This is a genomic window from Rhizobacter sp. LjRoot28 (assembly GCF_964253025.1).
Lineage (GTDB): Bacteria > Pseudomonadota > Gammaproteobacteria > Burkholderiales > Burkholderiaceae_C > Rhizobacter.
Genome location: NZ_CAXUQC020000001.1, coordinates 2,221,901 through 2,239,118 on the forward strand (window position 1 = coordinate 2,221,901; position 17,218 = coordinate 2,239,118).

Genomic DNA, 17,218 nt, shown 5'->3' on the forward strand with positions numbered 1-17,218 from the left:
AGTCCTGTCCCCGAGGGACGCAAAAGCAGCGATTATGGGATCGTTAACGCCCGGCTGCTCCCAAGGGGTCATCGCCCCCGTCTTACAGGTCAGGTGCTGCCCCGGACCACCAGTTCATAACCGACATCGACGTTGTGCGGCACGTCGCGCTCGCCCCGCATCAGGGCCAGCAGCATGGAGGCCGCGTGGGCACCGATCTGCGCACGCGGTGTCCGCACGGTGGTCAGCGGCGGCAGCATCTGGTCGCTTCCTTCGAGATCGTTGAAACCGGCCACCGCCACCTGCTCCGGCACCTGGATGCCAAGCCGAAGCGCTGCCAGCAGGCCGCCCTGGGCCAGGTCGTCGTTGCAGAAGAAGATGGCGTCGACATCGGGGTGTCGCGCCAGCAGCGCCTCGAAAAGCTCTGCGCCGAGCGCGATGGACGAGCGACGCGGATCGAGCCATTCGAGCGACGCGTCGTGCAGGCCGGCGACCTGCATCGCCTCACGGTAGCCTTCCAGGCGCTGCATCACACGGGCATCGAGCTGTGCGCCGACGTAGGCAACCCGGCGGCGCCCTCGCTCGAGCAGGTGCCGCGTCATGGCGAGGCCTGCCGTCTGCTGGGAGAATCCGACGCAATAGACCTCAGGCGCCGGGCTGATTTCCATCACATGCACGCACGGCAGGCCACTTCCGCCGACCAGTCGCTGACCCGACTCGCTGCGCTCGAACCCGGTGAGGATGAGCCCCGCCGGGCGATGCGCCATGTAGCTTCGAAGCAGCAGTTCCTCTTCCCGCACGTCGTAGTGGGTGACGCCGATCAAGCTCTGGTAGCCGGCGGGCAGCAGCACGCTTTGCACGGCTTCCAGCAGATCGACGAACAGCCGGTTGGTCAGCAGCGGCACGAGCACGGCGACGTGGGAACTGCGGCTCGAGGCCAGCGCGCGCGCGGCCGGATCGGGCACATAGCCAAGACCCTCCGCGGCCGCCTTCACTTTCTCGACCAAGGCCTCACCGACGCCGCGATCCCGTCGCAACGCCCGTGAGGCGGTGATCGGGCTGACGCCGGCCGCCTTGGCCACATCGGCCAGTGTGACGCGGCCGGTCGAGCGTCGCCGGCGTTCGGCCGGCGGTTCCACGGGAGAGTCAGCAGACACGGGGTAAACCCTAGGGTGATTTATGACGATGTGACGACTAGGATAGCGCTATCCAACCGCGACTCGCAAGTCGAAGCAGACAAACCCACGATTCTCCCGCAGGGCGCGCCTTTCACGCGCCCTTTTTCGGACTCGCACGGACAGCGCTGTCCTTCAGCATCACCCACTCCTTTCGACTATGAAATCCGTCGTCTTCATGGGCGTCGCCGGCTGCGGCAAGTCGTCTCTCGGCGCCGCGGTCGCGCAGGCCCTCCGTCTTCCGCTCATCGAAGGGGATGACTTTCATTCCGAGCAAAGCAAGGAGATGATGCGCAACGGCGTCCCGCTGACGGATGCGCTGCGGGCGGGCTGGCTCGAGACGCTGGGGCAGCAACTGCAGGCGCATCCGACCGGCGCCGTGCTCACCTGCTCCGCGCTCAAGCGCTCGTATCGCGACGTGCTTCGCCGACATGCCCCGGGCCTGCGCTTCGTCTTCCTTGCGATCTCGCCCCCCGAGGCGCTGCGGCGCGTCGCCGCACGTGCCGGCGAGCATCTCTTCCCCACCAGCCTGGTCGACAGCCAGTTCGCCACGCTGGAGTCTCCGGTCGACGAAGCCGGCGTCCTGGCGGTGGACGCGACACTGTCGCTGTCTCGACTCGTGACCGACGTCACCGACTGGCTCTCCAAGGACACCGAATGAACACCGGATCATCCCCCCGCCCGCTGTGGCAGCGCAGCGCCGAGACGGCGATGGCGCTGTGCCTGGCCATCATGGCCGCTGCCGTTTTCCTCAACGTCATCCTCCGCTACGGCTTCGGCAGCGGCATCGCAGCCAGCGAGGAGCTCTCGCGCCTGCTCTTCGTGTGGATGGTGTTCATCGGCGCCACGGCCGCCTACCCGCTCGGTGAGCACATGGCCTTCACGGCCCTGCTTCGGCCGTTCGCGGCGCGCAGTCCCGCAGTGCTGTCGGTGCTCACGCGCCTCATCCATGCGCTGGTGTGTGCGGTCTGCGTGCTCATCGCCTGGGGTTCATGGCAGCAAGTGGTGGTCGGTCTCGACAGCCACAGCGTCGTGCTGGGCTACCCGATGGCGCTTCTGCCCCTGCCCGCACTGCTGTGCACTGCGGCCATCGCACTCATGGCGGCCATCGCCTTCGTCCGTAACCAACCCATCGACTTCGGACACGAGTCCGAGGTCGAGTGACCCGGCCTCCAGAGGACCCTTCACATGAACCAAGGTCTCGTGGCCGTCATCTTTCTGGTCGGCATGCTCGCCTTCATGGGCCTGGGCGTGCCGCTGGCGTTCGCCCTCGTGCTCACCGGTGCCTCCATGGCCTGGGTGCTCGGGTTCTGGGACACCCAGCTCTTCGCGCAGAACCTCGTCGCCGGGGTGGACAGTTTTCCGCTGCTGGCGATTCCCTTCTTCATCCTTGCCGGTGAACTGATGAACGCCGGCGGCATATCGAGCCGCATCATCGCCATGGCGCAGGCCTGGGTCGGACACGTGCGCGGAGGCCTCGGCTACGTGGTGATCGGCGCGGCGATCCTGATGGCCAGCATGAGCGGCTCCGCACTGGCCGACACCGCCTCGCTCGCCACCATCCTGCTGCCGATGATGCGCCAGGCGGGCTATCCGCTGGACAAGTCGGCCGGCCTGATCGCCTCCGGCGGCATCATCGCGCCCATCATTCCGCCATCGATGCCATTCGTCGTGTATGGCGTCACCACGAACACCTCCATCTCCGCCCTTTTCATGGCGGGCATCGTGCCCGGCATCATCATGGGCGTGGGCCTTGTGATCGCATGGAAGCTGGTCCTGCGCGGCACCACGCTGCCGGAGGGGCAGCCGATGCCGATGGTGGATCGCCTGAAGGCCACGATGCGCGCCTTCTTCGCACTGCTGATGCCGGTCATCATCATCGGCGGCATGAAGACCGGTGTCTTCACGCCGACGGAGGCGGCCGTGGTGGCGACGGTCTACGCGCTCGTCGTCGCCCTCTTCGTGCACCGCGAGATGAGCTTTGGCCAGTTGCACGGCGTATTCGTTCGCGCCGCCAAGACGACGGCCATCGTGATGTTCCTCGTTGCGGGCGCTCAGGTCGCGAGCTACATGGTGACCCTGGCCGACCTGCCGGCCACGCTCACCGAATGGCTCGGCCCGCTGGTCGACCACCCGCGCCTGCTGATGGCCCTGATGATGGTCGCCCTCGTCGTCGTCGGCACCGCGCTCGATCTCACGCCGACCATCCTGATCATGGCGCCCGTCATGCTGCCGATCGCCACCAAGGCGGGCATCGACCCGGTCTACTTCGGGCTGATGTTTGTCCTCAACGGCGCCATCGGCCTCATCACGCCGCCCGTCGGCACGGTGCTCAACGTGGTCGCCGGCGTCGGGCGCATGCGCCTCGAACAGGTGATCCGCGGGGTGAATCCGTACCTCTTCACTTACCTCGTCATCCTTGGCGTGTTCGTCCTGTTCCCCCAGATCGTGACCGCGCCGCTGGCGTGGATGCGGTAAGCCTCGTTCCCTACTGAAGGAGTTCACCATGAAGTACATCCGACGCACCCTCCTGGCCACCGTCACCGCGGTCGCCGCTGCTGCACTCGCGCCGGCTCTGGCCGCGGCGCAGGACATCAAGCCCCGACTCATCCGCTTCGGCTACGGGCTCAACGAGCAGTCCAACCAGGGCCGCGCCGTGAAAGTGTTCCAGCAGGAAGTGGAAAAACTCTCCGGCGGCAAGATGAAGGTACGTGCCTTCGGCGCCGCGAGCCTCGGTCCGGACGTGCAGATGCAGCAGGCCTTGATCGGCGGCGCGCAGGAAATGATGGTCGGCTCGACCGCTACGCTGGTGGGCATCGCCAAGGAAATGGCCCTGTGGGATACGCCGTTCCTGTTCAACAGTGTCCAGGAAGCCGATGCGGTGCTCGACGGTCCGGTGGGCGAGAAGGTGAAGTCACGCCTGGCCGACAAGGGTCTGGTGGGTCTCGTCTACTGGGAGAACGGGTTCCGCAACCTGACCAACAGCAAGCGCTCGGTCACGAAGCTCGAAGACCTGAACGGCGTGAAGCTGCGCGTGATGCAGAACGCCGTCTTCCTGGACAGCTTCAAGGCGCTGGGCGCCAACGTCGTGCCCCTGCCCTTCCCCGAGCTGTTCCCGGCCCTGGAAACCGGCGCCGTCGACGGACAGGAGAACCCGTACAACACCATCCTGTCGAGCAAGTTCTATGAGGTGCAAAAGTACCTGAGCGTCACCAACCACGTCTACAGCCCGTGGATCGTCACGGTCAGCAAGCGCTTCTGGGACGGCCTCAGCAAGGACGAGCAGAAGGTGCTGATGGACGCCGCCCGCAAGAGCCGTGACTTCGAGCGCAAGGACACCCGCGACGAAGCTGCCAAGGCTCTGGCCGAACTGAAGACCAAGGGAATGGTTGTCAATGAGCTCACGCCGGCCGAAACGGCCCGCATGCGCGACCGCCTCACCCGCGTCAACGCGACGGTGGCCAGCAGCGTCGGCATGGACCTGTGGAAAGAAACCCAGGACCACCTCGCCAAGCTGCGCGCGAAGAAGTGATGTGAACGGACCGGCGCCATGCCGGTCATGGGCTGAAACGCCCGGCGAGCCTGCCCTCTGGGCGGCTCGCCCTCGATGCGATGCTTCTTTCGCTGATCTCAGTGATAGTGCATCGGCGATGCCGGCTCCACCGGCTGCGCGGATGCAGCGGTCGTCCCGGCATCGACATTGCTGGTGCCGCGAGGTGCCTGCGCCTTGGGCGCAACGCCTGCCGCAGACTTCTGGCGGTGGTGGACCATGTACCGATCCCAGGCCTTCTTGGCAAGGCCGGAGGTGATGGCGAAGACGATGAGTTTGCGCAGCATGGTGGTCTCCTGTGGGGGAATGCGTGCTTGTCAGCGTAGTCCCGGCGGAAGCCACATGGCATCGGGCGGCCCCGCTTGCCAGCGTAGGCCGGACCCTACGACTCCCACGCACCGTTCACCGGACTCCGCATGGGAACAATGATTGCCGGCAAGGCGACTCCGATCCATCATCTCAGGAGACGCCAACATGCATCACTCGAAACCTTCGGCTTCCCGCCTTGCCGTGGCCCTGGCGGCGCTCGTCGCCGCCGGCAGCGCCCTGGCCCAGACCTCGGGCACCACGGCCGCGCCTGGCGCGACCAGTCCCGCCACCTCGGCCTCTGCCGCAGCATCGCGGCTGGCCCGCGAAGACGCGTCCTTCCTCAAGCAGGCCGCACAAAACGGCCACACCGAGGTCGAGGGCAGCAAGCTCGCCGCCACCAAGGCCACCACCGAGCCGGTCAAGACCTTTGCCCAGAAGATGGTCGACGACCACACGAAGACCAACACCGAGCTGGCTGCGCTTGCATCCTCCAAGGGCGTTGACGTGCCCACCGAACCCTCCGTCGCCCAGAAGGCCAAGCTCAAGCTGCTGTCAGCGGCCGACGGCGCGGACTTCGATCGCCGCTATGCCGACATGCTCGGCGTAAAGGCGCACGAGGACACGATCAAGCTGTTCCAGAAGGCCGCCTCCGGCGCCAAGGATCCGGAGGTGAAGGCCTTTGCGGAGAAGACCCTCCCCGCCTTGAAGGAGCACCTCGAAATGGCCCGGAAACTGAAGGCCGGCGCGCCGAAGAAGTCCTGACGCGCCTCGTCAGCCCGCCGGCTGCAGCCGGCGTGGCGGCCATTCACGAGCCGCCATCGCCGGCGAGCGAGTGGCCGGCGGCGCTGAACTGCCGCTGCAGGAATTCGGCCAGCCGCACGTTCTGGCTCATGGCGACGTTGAAGCGGATGTGCGGGTCGGATGCAGCACCGTCTGCCCTGAAGTTGGCCCCCGGGCCGAGCACGATCCGCTCCTCATAGGCGGCCCGCGCCAGGGCCGGCACGTCGACCCCTTCGGGAACCCTCCCCCACAGGAAGATCCCGGCGTCGCCCATCGCGTCCAGCCGGACACCGGCGCTGCGCAGGCTTCGCGCGGCGGACACCCTCGCCGCGCCGAGCCGTTGCTGCATGCGCTCGGCATGCTTGCGAAAGCGCCCCGTCGACAGGAGTTCCAGCAACACCAGTTCGTTCAACGTCGGCGTCGTCAGCACGGAATAGATCTTCTGGCGCAGCAGCAACTTGAGCAGGGCCGGCGTGGCGGCGATGTGCCCCAGGCGCAGCGCGGGGCTGAGCACCTTGCAGAAGCTCGAGTAGTAGATGACACCCTCGAGGCCTGACAACTGCGCGAGCCGCGTCGGCTGGCCTGATTGAAAATGCCCATGCACATCGTCCTCGGCGATGAGCACACCGTGGCGCTCGGCGATCTGCAGCACGCGGTGCAGGTTGGCTGCGCTGCTGCTCCAGCCCGTGGGGTTGTGCAGTACCGGCTGGAGGAACATGAGCCGGGGCCGCGTGTCGACGCAGGCGGCCTCCAGTTCGGCAAGGTCCACGCCGTCGGAGCGCCGGGTGACCGGGACGAGCCGCACTCCGGCCTGCCGAAGCCGCTCGAACAGCAGGAAGTAGCCCGGGTCCTCGACGACCACCGCATCGCCGGGCTTCAGGAACGCTCGCACGATCAGGTCGATCGCATGGGTGCTGCCGTAGGTGGTCAGCACGGCGCTCGCGTCCACCGGCATGCCCTGGTTGCGCATCGCCATGGCCAGGCGCTCCCGCAAGGCGCCCATGCCCTGCGGCGGGCAGCGCGCGGCCATGCCGCCGACGCTGCGCGCCAAGGCGCGCTGGACGAGCGATGACGGAATCGCGTCCTCGAGCCAGGCCGCCGGCAAGGCGCCGCCACTGGCCTGCAGCACGCCCGGCCGGAGGTCGTTCGCCTGCTGGGCAAACCAGACCGGCTCATGGGCCTCACCGGCTTCGAGGGGCGCCGCGTCAATGGCCTCGTCCGGTGCCTCGGCGACGAAGTAGCCCGACGTGCCCCGCGACAGCACCAGGCCATCGGCCACCAGCCGGTCGTAGGCCGCAACCACCGTGTTCGGGCTGACCTGCCACTGTGCAGCCAGTTGACGGATCGACATCAGCCGTGCGCCCGGCAGCAGCCGATGCTCGGTGATCATGGCGCGAATGCGGATGTCGATCTGCTCCGACAGGGGCACAGGCGAGTTGCGGTCGAGCGAGAACATGAGGCGATTCTGGCCGATCACGGGAAGAGCCGGTGGGCCGTCGGCAGGCCGTCGCGTTCCAGGCGTCGAAGGCGCCGCTCCAGGTCGGCCAGGTCCGCCGCAGCGGCGAGCCACGCCGTCTCCTCTGAATCCGGGACCCGGCCGTGCGGCATCAGCCAACGCCAGGCGCGGGCCAGGAGGGGGCGGGGTTTCCCCGAGACGGGGAAGGTGAGCGGTTCCAGGGCATCCATGAGCGCTACGATAGGCCTCAGTGCTTCCCGAACCCAGGCACAGCTCCGGGCCACCGGCACGGTGCTGTATCAGTCGGCCCGCTCACACAGCCCCGAACGGACGGACCTCACCCGCGCGAGCCTGCACGGCCCACGCACGCCGGAGTGCCCATGATCCCCGCCACCCTCCAGATCATCCGGGAAGAGCACGCGGCCCTGGCCGCCGTGCTCCGCGGCTTGCAGAACCACGTGATCGACCGTCGGCGCCAACGCGTTCCGCCCGACTTCACCGCGCTGCGGGCCATGCTCTTCTACATCGACGAGTTTCCGGAGCAGCGGCACCACCGCAAGGAATCCGCGGTGTTCTTTCCGAAGCTGCGTGCCCGGACCCCGCTGGCGCGCCGCATGCTCGACCGCCTGGACGACGAACATGCGCGGGGAGAGCGCAACGTGCGCGACCTCCAGCACGCGCTGCTCGCCTTCGAGATGCTGGGTGAAGCGCGCGCGGACGCTTTCGAGCGCGCGGTGGACCTGCACACGGCCTTCTACCTCGAGCACATGGCGCTGGAAGAGCGGAACGTGCTGCCGCTCGCGCAGGAGGTGCTCAGCCCCGAGGACTGGGCCGAGCTCGACAGCGCTTTCGGGGAAAACCGCGACCCCCTCACCGGCCACGCGCCCGAGCCTGCCTACTGCAAGCTCTTCGCGGAACTGGCGACGCTCCTGCCGGCTCGCCGGAGGACAGGCGTCGTGGCAGCCGCGTGATCGGTCAGCGCGAGGCGTTGGCGGGGTCCCGGACCAGGAGCACCGGCACCGGGCTGTCGCGCAGCACCAGCTCGGCGTCGCTGCCCAGGGTGAGCCGTCGCAGGCCCTGCCGTCCGTGGGTTCCCATCACGATGAGGCCGGCGCCACAGGCAGCCACTTCCTGGACGATCACGTCACAGACTCGCATGCCGGGCTCGCAACGGACTGCTGAATCGGCTTTGACGCCGCGCGCCGACGCGGCCGCCTCGGCTGCACGGACCAATCGCTCGCCCTCCAGCCGCCACGCGTCCAGGACGTCCCCGGGCGGCACGGCCATCGAGGCCTCGGCAATGAGCAGCCGTGCATCGACCACGTTCAGCAGGTGCAAGCGCGACCCGAGGCGCGCGGCCAAGGCGAGGGCTTCGTCGAGACCGCGCTGGGCCGTAGGGCTGCCGTCGATGGGAACCAGGATGAGGTCGTACATGGAATCTCCCTCGGAAAAAAGGACCATCGGCAGTGTGGGGGGCGCCGAAGGCCGCCGGCTTGCGGCAAGTCAATCCGGAAACCGGTACAGCAAGCCTTGCCGGCCGGCCTTCAAGTTGCAGCCACCGCTTTGCCGGTCGCCCCGAGCAATCCCGGTCGGCACGAACCGTGCTAGTCGGGCGCACCGCAGTTCCGGCAATCTGCCCCCTTCCGCCATGTCCGCCACCCCCGTGCCCCCCGTCGAGACCCGTCCGCGCGTCCTCATCGTCGACGACCAGGCCGACGCAGCGGACGCCCTGGGCCTGCTGCTCGACGAACTCGGCTACGACACCTCGATCGCCTATGGCGCACTCGAAGCCGTCCAACAAGCCACCCGCTTCCTGCCGGACCTGGTCATGGTCGATCTGCACATGCCCCGCATCGATGGCTTCGACACCGCCCGAGCCATCCGGGCCTGCCGGCTGCCGTCGCAGCCGGTGCTCGTGGCCGTCACGGGGGACATCCGCCCGGATACCCGTCGCGCCGCCGACGAGGCCGGCTTCGACTACCAGTTGCTCAAGCCCACCCCGCAGCCGCTGCTCGAGGCGGTGATGCGGCGGGCGTTGCAGGCCTCCTGACAGCCGGGCATGGGATCGTGGCAGGGCACGGCGCGAACATGGTGGGATCACTTCTTGCCAACTGAGCAACCATGCAACCCGTGACACCCCTGCCATGACACCAACCGTGAACCCGCTTCCCCTGCGAAGTCGCGTGCTGATCGTCGATGCCGACGTCGCGGCCGCTTCCGCGCTGTCCCGGGCGGCGCAGGCGTTCGGCTGCAAGACGGCCGTGGCCTTCGGCGGCGGCATGGCGTTGAGGGTGGCCGAACTGTTCACGCCGGATCTCATCCTGCTCGACCTCGACCTGGAATTGCCCGGCCAGGACGTCGACGACCTGCTTGCGCAGATGAGAGCCGATGGCGGCCCGGCGTCACGGGCGCTGTGCGTGGGCATGACCGCGACGCCACAAGGGATGGGAACAGATGTCGGCGAGTTCATGGGTGTCGACCACCTCGTCCACAAGCCCGTCCCCGGCCGCGTTCTGCACGACCTCATCGCCGAAGTGCGGGAGCGGTCCTCACTTCACCAGCGGCGACCGAAGGGCGTGGTGCCCGAACGAGACCACGCCTGACACGCGACACGTCGACCACCCGCGATGTCGGCCGTCAACCACTCCGGCTGCGAACGACTGATCGACACCACCGATTGGGCGGGCACTCCCCTCGGGCCGCGCGAGTCGTGGCCCCCAGCGCTCCAGACGGCGCTGCACATGGTCCTGCATTGCCAGCTGCCGATGAACATCGTCTGGGGGCCGGCCTTCGTGCAGCTTTACAACGATGCCTACGTGAGCGTACTGGGCCACAAGCATCCGGCGGCACTCGGGCGCCCGGCCGCCGGGACCTGGGCCGAAATCTGGGACACCGTCCTGCCGCTGCTCGAGCGCGTGAGGCAGGGAGAGTCCGTGGGCTGGCGCGACTTCAAGCTGCGCATCGACCGGCACGGCTATCCGGAGGACTGCTACTTCGACTTCTCGTACAGCCCGGTGCCCGACGACAAGGGCGGCGTGGGCGGCGTGCTGATCACCTTCGTCGAGACAACCGAGCGCGTCGCCATGGAGCAGCGGCTCAAGACCAAGGCGCGGGAACTGCACCGCCTGCGCGACGAAAGCCGCGCGCGGGAGGAGCAACTGCAGGCGGTGCTCGATTCGGTGTCCACCGCGGTGATCACGGTGAACGAAGACTTTCACATCGTCTTGTTCAATCGCGCCGCTGAAACGGTCTTTCGTGCCAAGGCAAGCGAGATGAAGGACCGCAGCGTGGACGAGTTGCTGCCGGAGCGGCTTCGGGGCAACCACCAGGCGCTGATGGCGGGCTTCGCCCGGGGCATGTCCTCGGCCCGAGCGCACGGAGTCGACCGCGAGCTGACGGCACGCCGGCTCGACGGCGAGGAGTTCCCCATCGAGGCGGCCATCTCCCGCGTGCGCGTCGCGGGCCGCTTGCTCATGACGATTGCGCTGCGGGATACCACCGAAGCCCACGATCTGCGCCGCGAGCGGGTGGCGCGCGCGTCGGCCGAAGCGGCCAGCGAGGCGAAGTCGCAGTTCCTCTCGCACCTCAGTCACGAGTTGCGCACTCCACTGAACGCGGTCATCGGGTTTGCGCAGTTGCTCCAGCTGGACGCCGCGGCCGCGAACCCGGCCATGGTCCAGAAGTACGCCGGGTTGATTCTGACGTCCGGCCAGCATCAGCTCTCCATGGTCGAGGACCTGCTCGATCTCAGCCGCATCGAGGAGCACCAGTTGGCCGTCTCCATCGAACCGGTGACCGTGTGGCCGACCCTCCAAGGCTGCATCCAGATGCTGGCCGCGCGCGCCGCAGCGCGTGAGGTCACCTTCGACACCTCGCACGCTCACGGCTGCGAGGCACTCGTCAGTGCGGATGCAGGTCGCCTGCGGCAGATCCTGCTCAACCTGCTTTCCAATGCGGTCAAGTACAACCGGATAGGCGGCCGCATCGAGGTGCGGTGCGCAAAGGTCGATGCGGAGTGGACTCGGATCGACATCAGCGACACCGGCTACGGCATTGCGCCCCACCTGCTGGGCCGGCTGTTCACGCCGTTCGAGCGCCTGGGCCAGGAAAAGAGCGCCATCGAAGGGACCGGCATGGGCCTGGTTCTCGCACGCCAGCTCGCCCGGTTGATGGGTGGCGACGTGACCGTCAGCAGCCAGGTCGACACCGGCAGCACCTTCACGCTCTGGCTTCCTGCGGCTGCGGGACTTGCGGCAGGCGTGCAGGTACGTGACTTGCCGCCACCGGGCAAGGAGCCCACCATGACGCCTCGATCCACCGACCAACCCGCCGGCTCGTCCGGCGATCGCTCGCCAACCGAACCCGCCGCGCCCATGGCCCCGGGCGACGAAGCGCCACCCGGCTCGCCGGCCACCGGTGAGACGGTGTGCCCGGAATGCGGGGGCACCGGCCGCATCGGCACCCAGAATTGCGCCAACTGCGCCGGCACCGGCCAGGTGACCGTCGGCATCGGCGGAGCCTGAGACCGACCGCTCTCGACACGGAAACTTCGCATGGAAATCGACCTGCACGTGCTCGGCGCCTACAACACCCTCGCCCACCGCCCGGTGACCGAGGCGTCGCTGATGGCGGAACTCGCCTCACGCGGACTCAGCGCCGCCGACAGCCAGCTCGCCCTGGAGAAGGCCGTCATGGAAGGCGTGCTGGAGCGCGGCGCCGACGGCATCTACCGCAAGCGCTCGAGCGCGGTCGACGCCGAGGTCAAGCACAACGAGACCACCAGCAGCCAGCCCACGGTGGCCGCAGCGCGGCCGTCCGGCCCTGCCCTTTGAGCCTGCGGGGGGCGCGCAAACAGCGAACGCGAAGTCGTCCCGACGTCGCCTGCTTCTAACCCGCGGCCCAATTGAAAAGGCCCCGTCTACACATGTAGACAGGGCCCATCAAATTGGTAGGCGCGATTGGACTCGAACCAACGACCCCCACCATGTCAAGGTGGTGCTCTAACCAGCTGAGCTACGCGCCTGCGAAGACCACGACTATATCACCCTTTTTGGGTCACCGTCTACGGGCAGATCGAACTCCTTCGATTTTCGATACGAGACCCAACACGTGGCCCAGTCGGGCGGCGTCGGACACCTCGACGGTGAAGCTCATGCGGGCGGTGCTGCCCCGCAGGTCGCGCGCCGATTGGGTGTTCACGTTGGTGACGTTCATGCGCTCCTTCGTGAACACTTCAGAGATGTCACGCAGCAGCCCCTGACGATCGGCGGCCTCGACCAGCACGTCCACCGGATACACCACGCCCTTGTCGCTGCGCGGCACGCCCCACTCGACGGCGATGACGCGCTCGGGGACGCGCTGGCCCATCTCGCGGAAGTTCGCGCAGTCGGCTCGGTGGATCGCCACGCCGCGGCCCCGGGTGACATATCCGGCGATCGGATCGGGCGGAGCCGGCCGGCAACAGCGTGCCAGGTTCGTCAACAGCGACTCCATGCCGACCACCAGCACGCCGCCCTTGGGCGCCTCGCCGTCCGGACGCGACCGCCGTGAGGCGATGAGCTCGTCCGGATGCGGCAGTGCTTCCGGCGGGCGCAGCAGCGTCTCGATGTTGCGCAGCGAGTACTCTTCCTTGCCGATCACCTCGAACAGGGCCTCGGCCTGGCGGAAGCCCAGCTGCGCGGCCAGGTCGTCGAGCTTGAGGGCCGTGCGCCCCTCGCGCTGCAACAGCTTCTCCACCGCTTCGCGCCCGCGCGCGATCGTGTGCTGCTGCGCGAGCGCGTTAAACCACGCGCGCACCTTGGCGCGCGAACGATGGCTCTGGAGGTAGCCCAGTTCAGGGTTGAGCCAGTCCATCGATGGCCCGCCCTCCTTCACGGAGATGACCTCCACCGTCTGGCCGCTCTGCAAGCGGGTGTTCAACGGCACCATGAGGCCATCGACCTTGGCCCCCCGGCAGCGGTGACCCAGGTCGGTGTGCACGGAGTAGGCAAAGTCGATCGGCGTGGCGCCCGCTGGCAATTCGATGACGGAGGCCTGCGGCGTGAACACGTAGATGCGGTCATCGAACACCACTTCGGCGCTGGGTGCGTCGCCCGTGTCGCCGCCGGCGCCGACGAAGTCGCGCTCCCACGCGAGCAGCTGCCGCAGCACGGTCTTGCGCGCCTCAGCCAGCTGGGCATCGAAATCGCCGGACGCGCTGACGCCGGCATAGCCCTTGGTGCCGGCCTCCTTGTAGGCCCAGTGCGCGGCCACGCCGTGTTCCGCGTGATCGTGCATGGCCTGGGTGCGGATCTGCACCTCGACGGCGCGCTGCTCGTCGTCGTACACCACCGTGTGCAGCGACTGGTAGCCATTCGGCTTCGGGCGTGCGATGTAGTCGTCGTACTCGCCAGGCACGGGCGTCCAGATCTCGTGCACGTGGCTGAGCACCGCGTAGCAGTCGGGAATGTCCGGCACGATCACCCGCATGGCCCGCACGTCGAAGACGTGGTCGAAGTCGAGGCCCTTGCCCCGCATCTTCTTCCAGATGCTGTAGATGTGCTTGGGCCGACCCTGTACCTCGGCATGGAGCTGATGACGTTCGAGTGCTTCGGCCAGCGTGCAGCGGAAGGACTCGATGCGCTCTTCCCGCTCCAGGCGCTTCTCCTGCAGCAGCCGGGCCACCATCTTGTAGTTGTCAGGCTCGAGAAAGCGGAACGACAGGTCTTCCAGTTCCCACTTGATCTGCCAGATGCCCAGCCGGTTGGCCAGGGGCGCGAAGACCTGCATCGACTCGCGGGCGAGCGCCACCGGGCATTCCCGCTTGGTGCTCGCATAGTGGCGCAAGGTCTGCAGCCGGGAGGCCAGGCGCAGCAGCACCACCCGCAGGTCCCGCGAAAAGGCGAGCAGCATCTTGCGCACGCGCTCGGTCTGCTCGGCCCGTTTCTCGTCCTGCACACGGGCCTCGCGCGCGGCGCGCTGGATCTGCACCAGCTTGCGCGTGTGCATCACGAGGCCGGCATACGAGGGCCCGAACGCCTTGCTGACCACCTCCTCCGGCTTGTTCAGAAAGTCGCCCGCATAGACCAGGTAGGCCGCGGCGCGCATGGACGGCGCGGCACCGATGCCCTCGAGGATGGCCGCCACCCCGTCGGCATGCACCAGGGCATCCTCGCCCGTGTCCAGCGGCTGCCCGTGCAGCAGCGGCTCGGCGAAGGCGCGAGCGCGTTCGAGTTGGGAGCGTTCCTGGGCAGGCGCCTCGCCGCGCCCCTCGTCCGTCAGCTGGACGATGGGCGCGGCGGCCTGGGCACGGTCCAGCAGTCCGGTCTTCATGCGCCGAGAAGGAAGGTGCTCACGGCCCCGATCTGTTCGTCGTTGGTCAGCATGGGCGCGTGGCCCACGCCGGCGAACTCCCGCACGCTTGCCTTGGGGCCGCGCCCGCACATGGCCTGGGCGCTCGCGGCGGTGAGGAGGTCGGACTCCGCTCCGCGAAGCACCAGGGTCGGCGCCTGGATGGCGTCGTACATCTTCCACATCACCGCCTCGCCGGCCTTGGCGTTCTCCGGGGTGAGCTGCGAGAAGGCCACCGCGATGGCCGGGTCGTAGTGCAGCTTGAAGCCCTTGCCGTCCGGGCGCAGCATGGGCCGCGTGAGGGCCAGCCACTGTGCGGGCGTGTGCGGACCGAAGCCACGCGAGATCGCCCACAGCGCCTCGGCGGCCTGCTCCTCGGTGTCCCAATGAGGTGTCTGCCCGACGTAGCTGCCGATGCGGCTGACGGCATCGGCCTCGATGGCCGGCCCGACGTCGTTGAGCACGAGCCGGGTGATGGGCGAACCGCGCAAGGCCGCGACCACCATGCCGATCATGCCGCCCATCGACGTGCCGACCCAGTGCACCTCGGGCACATCCAGACGGGCCACCAGGGCCATCATGTCGGCCGCATAGGCGGGCACCTGGTAGCCCGCAGCGTCCGGCAGCCAGTCGGAATGGCCGCGCCCGAGGACGTCGGGGCACACGACACGGTAGGTGTCCTGCATGGCCCGGGCGAAGGTGTCGAAGTCACGCCCCTGGCGAGTCAGGCCGTGCACGCACACCAGGACGCGGGGATTGGAGCGCTCGCCCCATTCCCAATAGGCCATCCGATGCACCGCCCGTCCGCGCAGGACGGGGACATGGTGGAGGCGCGGTTCGGTCATGCTGGTTCCTGTGATTCGAAGCCCTGCCGGCGACACATGGAACGCCTGGGGCCGACATAATGCCTCGCACTGTATCAACCCCCGGGAGATTCATCATGCTGAAAGGGAAAACGGCCCTCGTCACCGGCTCGACCAGCGGCATCGGCCTCGGCATCGCCCTGACGCTCGCGCGCCAGGGCGCCGATGTCGTGCTCAACGGCTTCGGCGAGTTCGAGGCGGCCCGCGCCAGCGTGGCGGAAACGGGGGTGAAGGTGGGCTACCACGGCGCGGACATGAGCCGCCCCGACGAGATCGCCGAGCTGGTGGCCTATGCCAACAAGGACTTCAACGGCATCGACATCCTCGTCAACAACGCCGGCATCCAGCATGTCGCCAACGTCGAGGATTTTCCCGTCGAGAAGTGGGACGCCATCATCGCGATCAACCTCAGTTCGGCCTTCCACACCACGCGCCTGGCGGTGCCCGGCATGAAGGCGCGCAACTGGGGGCGCATCATCAACGTCGCCTCGGCGCACGGTCTGGTCGCCTCGGCACAGAAGTCCGCCTATGTGGCATCCAAGCACGGCATCGTCGGCTTCACCAAGGCCGTGGCCCTGGAAACGGCCACCACCGGCATCACGTGCAACGCCATCTGCCCCGGCTGGGTGCTGACGCCGCTGGTGCAAAAGCAGATCGACGACCGCGCGTCGCGCGAAGGCATCACGGTCGAGGAGGCCAGCCGCGACCTCCTCGGCGAGAAGCAGCCCTCGCTGCAATTCGTCACCCCGGAGCAACTGGGCGAATTGGCCGTGTTCCTCTGCTCGCCCGGCGCCGCCAACGTCCGGGGCGTGGCCTGGAACGTCGACGGCGGCTGGGTCGCGCAGTAAGGCGTCTCGGGCGGCGACCGACCGCGGTCGCCGCGCCGCTCAGGGCGTCATCTGCACCGTGCCGTTCACGTTCACGGTGACGCTGCCCTTGCCCATCTCCACCGGCAGCGCCTCGTCGGCGGCCATGGCCGACTTGCGCTCCATGCGGGCCGCCATGGCGTACTGGACCGGCTCGTTGGCGCCGACGTTCACCTCCCGGATGACGTAGCCGCCATAGCCGAAGGCCTTGGCGTACTCGGCCGCCTTGGCGCGATAGGCGGTGATCGCCTGCGCCGTGAGGTCGGACTCCACCTTCTCGCGTTGCTCGCGCGACAGGTCGGTACCCACGCGGGCGATCGTCATGGTGCTGATGCGACCGGTCAGCCGGGCGATGCCCGGGATGTCGCGCCCCTGCACCTGCAACTCCGCCGTGCCCTGCCAGCCGGTGATCACGCCCTTGTTGGAATAGCGCGGGAACAGCGAGAAGTTGCCCGTCTGCACCTCGATCTGGCCCGGCCTGGCGACCTTCTTGGCCTCGGCCAGCGCCGCGTCGAGCGCCTGCTTCAGGCCGGACTGGACCGCCGCGGCATCCGTCCCCTCGCGGGTGGTGCTCAGCGTGACGTTCAGCAGATCGCGCGTCACCTCGGCCGTGGCCGAGGCGGCCAGGCCCACCACGCCCTGCGGCTGCGGGGCGGGTTGTGCGGATGCGGCCCAGGGGGCGGCAAGCACCAGGAGGGTGGCGGCAACGGAACGGGTGAGGCGGCGCGTGTTCATCTGGGTCATCGGGATCTCCGAAAAGGATCGATCGGTTCAAGGTCAGCCCGGCCGGTTGCCGGGCAGCCTGCCAGCCTAACGCGTCCGCCGCTCCGGCGGACGACACGCCCTGCAAGGGCGTCGGTGAAGTGCCATCCCCTGACCCGGGGAGGCCCCCCGCCGTCCCGTTTCGCGGC

19 protein-coding genes and 1 tRNA gene are annotated in these 17,218 nt (G+C 68.1%); 11 read left to right on the forward strand and 9 right to left on the reverse strand.

The features are described 5' to 3' along the window. Nucleotides 1–89: 89 nt before the first annotated feature. Nucleotides 90–1,136: a LacI family DNA-binding transcriptional regulator gene (locus ACSQ2F_RS10255; protein ID WP_436022378.1), complete on the reverse strand. Its 1,047-nt coding sequence runs from the start codon at nucleotides 1,134–1,136 to the stop codon at nucleotides 90–92. 178 nt (nucleotides 1,137–1,314) lie between these two features. Here ACSQ2F_RS10255 and ACSQ2F_RS10260 point away from each other — a divergent pair, with 178 nt between their 5' ends. Genes ACSQ2F_RS10260 through ACSQ2F_RS10275 form a run of 4 tightly spaced genes read left to right on the forward strand, consistent with a single transcriptional unit; the run spans nucleotide 1,315 to nucleotide 4,686 of the window. Continuing rightward, entirely contained in the window at nucleotides 1,315–1,815 is a 501-nt protein-coding gene (locus ACSQ2F_RS10260) for a gluconokinase (protein WP_436022380.1), read from the forward strand. Next, nucleotides 1,812–2,318, forward strand: a complete 507-nt coding sequence (locus ACSQ2F_RS10265) for a TRAP transporter small permease subunit (RefSeq protein ID WP_436022382.1) — start codon at nucleotides 1,812–1,814, stop codon at nucleotides 2,316–2,318. Before ACSQ2F_RS10260 ends, ACSQ2F_RS10265 begins: the two co-directional genes overlap by 4 nt. Nucleotides 2,319–2,342: 24 nt before the next feature. After that, on the forward strand, nucleotides 2,343–3,632 hold the full coding sequence (locus ACSQ2F_RS10270; RefSeq protein ID WP_436022384.1) for a TRAP transporter large permease: 1,290 nt from the start codon (nucleotides 2,343–2,345) through the stop codon (nucleotides 3,630–3,632). A 28-nt stretch (nucleotides 3,633–3,660) separates the two neighbouring features. Beyond that, nucleotides 3,661–4,686 (forward strand): TRAP transporter substrate-binding protein, encoded by a 1,026-nt coding sequence (locus ACSQ2F_RS10275; RefSeq protein ID WP_436022386.1) that lies wholly within the window; start codon nucleotides 3,661–3,663, stop codon nucleotides 4,684–4,686. 98 nt (nucleotides 4,687–4,784) lie between these two features. On the opposite strand, the gene ACSQ2F_RS10280 is transcribed toward ACSQ2F_RS10275, so the two are convergent. Continuing rightward, entirely contained in the window at nucleotides 4,785–4,991 is a 207-nt protein-coding gene (locus ACSQ2F_RS10280) for a hypothetical protein (RefSeq protein WP_436022388.1), read from the reverse strand. Nucleotides 4,992–5,178: 187 nt separating this feature from the next. Here ACSQ2F_RS10280 and ACSQ2F_RS10285 point away from each other — a divergent pair, with 187 nt between their 5' ends. Beyond that, the gene (locus ACSQ2F_RS10285) at nucleotides 5,179–5,775 is read left to right on the forward strand and encodes a DUF4142 domain-containing protein (RefSeq protein ID WP_436022390.1); all 597 of its coding nucleotides are present in this window, start codon (nucleotides 5,179–5,181) and stop codon (nucleotides 5,773–5,775) included. Nucleotides 5,776–5,818: 43 nt separating this feature from the next. On the opposite strand, the gene ACSQ2F_RS10290 is transcribed toward ACSQ2F_RS10285, so the two are convergent. Together ACSQ2F_RS10290 and ACSQ2F_RS10295 are read right to left on the reverse strand one after the other, a co-directional pair. After that, entirely contained in the window at nucleotides 5,819–7,249 is a 1,431-nt protein-coding gene (locus ACSQ2F_RS10290; protein ID WP_436022392.1) for a PLP-dependent aminotransferase family protein, read from the reverse strand. A 17-nt stretch (nucleotides 7,250–7,266) separates the two neighbouring features. After that, complete coding sequence (locus ACSQ2F_RS10295; RefSeq protein WP_436022394.1) at nucleotides 7,267–7,479, reverse strand: DUF3563 family protein; 213 nt, start codon at nucleotides 7,477–7,479, stop codon at nucleotides 7,267–7,269. Between the two features lie 150 nt (nucleotides 7,480–7,629). Here ACSQ2F_RS10295 and ACSQ2F_RS10300 point away from each other — a divergent pair, with 150 nt between their 5' ends. Continuing rightward, nucleotides 7,630–8,220 (forward strand): hemerythrin domain-containing protein, encoded by a 591-nt coding sequence (locus ACSQ2F_RS10300; protein ID WP_436022396.1) that lies wholly within the window; start codon nucleotides 7,630–7,632, stop codon nucleotides 8,218–8,220. 4 nt (nucleotides 8,221–8,224) lie between these two features. On the opposite strand, the gene ACSQ2F_RS10305 is transcribed toward ACSQ2F_RS10300, so the two are convergent. Continuing rightward, nucleotides 8,225–8,683: a universal stress protein gene (locus ACSQ2F_RS10305; RefSeq protein ID WP_436022398.1), complete on the reverse strand. Its 459-nt coding sequence runs from the start codon at nucleotides 8,681–8,683 to the stop codon at nucleotides 8,225–8,227. Nucleotides 8,684–8,897: 214 nt separating this feature from the next. Here ACSQ2F_RS10305 and ACSQ2F_RS10310 point away from each other — a divergent pair, with 214 nt between their 5' ends. The 4 genes from ACSQ2F_RS10310 to ACSQ2F_RS10325 all read left to right on the forward strand — a co-directional run bounded on the left by ACSQ2F_RS10310 (nucleotide 8,898) and on the right by ACSQ2F_RS10325 (nucleotide 12,081). Continuing rightward, nucleotides 8,898–9,299, forward strand: coding sequence for a response regulator (locus ACSQ2F_RS10310; RefSeq protein ID WP_436022400.1), 402 nt, complete (start codon nucleotides 8,898–8,900; stop codon nucleotides 9,297–9,299). Nucleotides 9,300–9,393: 94 nt separating this feature from the next. Further along, on the forward strand, nucleotides 9,394–9,852 hold the full coding sequence (locus ACSQ2F_RS10315; RefSeq protein WP_436022402.1) for a hypothetical protein: 459 nt from the start codon (nucleotides 9,394–9,396) through the stop codon (nucleotides 9,850–9,852). 24 nt (nucleotides 9,853–9,876) lie between these two features. Beyond that, the gene (locus ACSQ2F_RS10320; protein WP_436022404.1) at nucleotides 9,877–11,772 is read left to right on the forward strand and encodes an ATP-binding protein; all 1,896 of its coding nucleotides are present in this window, start codon (nucleotides 9,877–9,879) and stop codon (nucleotides 11,770–11,772) included. 30 nt (nucleotides 11,773–11,802) lie between these two features. Continuing rightward, a complete protein-coding gene (locus ACSQ2F_RS10325; protein ID WP_436022406.1) occupies nucleotides 11,803–12,081 on the forward strand; it encodes a hypothetical protein in 279 nt (92 codons plus the stop codon). Between the two features lie 114 nt (nucleotides 12,082–12,195). Here ACSQ2F_RS10325 and ACSQ2F_RS10330 read toward each other — a convergent pair. The 3 genes from ACSQ2F_RS10330 to ACSQ2F_RS10340 form a co-directional block, all read right to left on the reverse strand. Then, nucleotides 12,196–12,272 (reverse strand) — tRNA-Val (locus ACSQ2F_RS10330). Nucleotides 12,273–12,304: 32 nt separating this feature from the next. Then, the gene (locus ACSQ2F_RS10335) at nucleotides 12,305–14,560 is read right to left on the reverse strand and encodes a RelA/SpoT family protein (RefSeq protein WP_436022408.1); all 2,256 of its coding nucleotides are present in this window, start codon (nucleotides 14,558–14,560) and stop codon (nucleotides 12,305–12,307) included. Then, nucleotides 14,557–15,423: an alpha/beta fold hydrolase gene (locus tag ACSQ2F_RS10340; RefSeq protein WP_436022410.1), complete on the reverse strand. Its 867-nt coding sequence runs from the start codon at nucleotides 15,421–15,423 to the stop codon at nucleotides 14,557–14,559. The genes ACSQ2F_RS10335 and ACSQ2F_RS10340 overlap by 4 nt, the downstream gene beginning before the upstream one ends. A gap of 95 nt (nucleotides 15,424–15,518) precedes the next feature. Here ACSQ2F_RS10340 and ACSQ2F_RS10345 point away from each other — a divergent pair, with 95 nt between their 5' ends. Further along, nucleotides 15,519–16,289: a 3-hydroxybutyrate dehydrogenase gene (locus tag ACSQ2F_RS10345; protein WP_436022412.1), complete on the forward strand. Its 771-nt coding sequence runs from the start codon at nucleotides 15,519–15,521 to the stop codon at nucleotides 16,287–16,289. Between the two features lie 39 nt (nucleotides 16,290–16,328). On the opposite strand, the gene ACSQ2F_RS10350 is transcribed toward ACSQ2F_RS10345, so the two are convergent. Beyond that, entirely contained in the window at nucleotides 16,329–17,051 is a 723-nt protein-coding gene (locus tag ACSQ2F_RS10350) for an SIMPL domain-containing protein (protein ID WP_436022414.1), read from the reverse strand. Nucleotides 17,052–17,218 lie beyond the last annotated feature (167 nt).

Coding starts and splice junctions, on each gene's coding strand:
- ACSQ2F_RS10340 (WP_436022410.1), bottom strand. CDS start 15,423: ATGACCGAACCGCGCCTCCACCATGTCCCCGTCCTGCGCGGACGGGCG.
- ACSQ2F_RS10260 (WP_436022380.1), top strand. CDS start 1,315: ATGAAATCCGTCGTCTTCATGGGCGTCGCCGGCTGCGGCAAGTCGTCT.
- ACSQ2F_RS10305 (WP_436022398.1), bottom strand. CDS start 8,683: ATGTACGACCTCATCCTGGTTCCCATCGACGGCAGCCCTACGGCCCAG.
- ACSQ2F_RS10310 (WP_436022400.1), top strand. CDS start 8,898: ATGTCCGCCACCCCCGTGCCCCCCGTCGAGACCCGTCCGCGCGTCCTC.
- ACSQ2F_RS10315 (WP_436022402.1), top strand. CDS start 9,394: ATGACACCAACCGTGAACCCGCTTCCCCTGCGAAGTCGCGTGCTGATC.
- ACSQ2F_RS10325 (WP_436022406.1), top strand. CDS start 11,803: ATGGAAATCGACCTGCACGTGCTCGGCGCCTACAACACCCTCGCCCAC.
- ACSQ2F_RS10265 (WP_436022382.1), top strand. CDS start 1,812: ATGAACACCGGATCATCCCCCCGCCCGCTGTGGCAGCGCAGCGCCGAG.
- ACSQ2F_RS10345 (WP_436022412.1), top strand. CDS start 15,519: ATGCTGAAAGGGAAAACGGCCCTCGTCACCGGCTCGACCAGCGGCATC.
- ACSQ2F_RS10285 (WP_436022390.1), top strand. CDS start 5,179: ATGCATCACTCGAAACCTTCGGCTTCCCGCCTTGCCGTGGCCCTGGCG.
- ACSQ2F_RS10300 (WP_436022396.1), top strand. CDS start 7,630: ATGATCCCCGCCACCCTCCAGATCATCCGGGAAGAGCACGCGGCCCTG.
- ACSQ2F_RS10280 (WP_436022388.1), bottom strand. CDS start 4,991: ATGCTGCGCAAACTCATCGTCTTCGCCATCACCTCCGGCCTTGCCAAG.
- ACSQ2F_RS10335 (WP_436022408.1), bottom strand. CDS start 14,560: ATGAAGACCGGACTGCTGGACCGTGCCCAGGCCGCCGCGCCCATCGTC.
- ACSQ2F_RS10350 (WP_436022414.1), bottom strand. CDS start 17,051: ATGACCCAGATGAACACGCGCCGCCTCACCCGTTCCGTTGCCGCCACC.
- ACSQ2F_RS10270 (WP_436022384.1), top strand. CDS start 2,343: ATGAACCAAGGTCTCGTGGCCGTCATCTTTCTGGTCGGCATGCTCGCC.
- ACSQ2F_RS10290 (WP_436022392.1), bottom strand. CDS start 7,249: ATGTTCTCGCTCGACCGCAACTCGCCTGTGCCCCTGTCGGAGCAGATC.
- ACSQ2F_RS10320 (WP_436022404.1), top strand. CDS start 9,877: ATGTCGGCCGTCAACCACTCCGGCTGCGAACGACTGATCGACACCACC.
- ACSQ2F_RS10295 (WP_436022394.1), bottom strand. CDS start 7,479: ATGGATGCCCTGGAACCGCTCACCTTCCCCGTCTCGGGGAAACCCCGC.
- ACSQ2F_RS10275 (WP_436022386.1), top strand. CDS start 3,661: ATGAAGTACATCCGACGCACCCTCCTGGCCACCGTCACCGCGGTCGCC.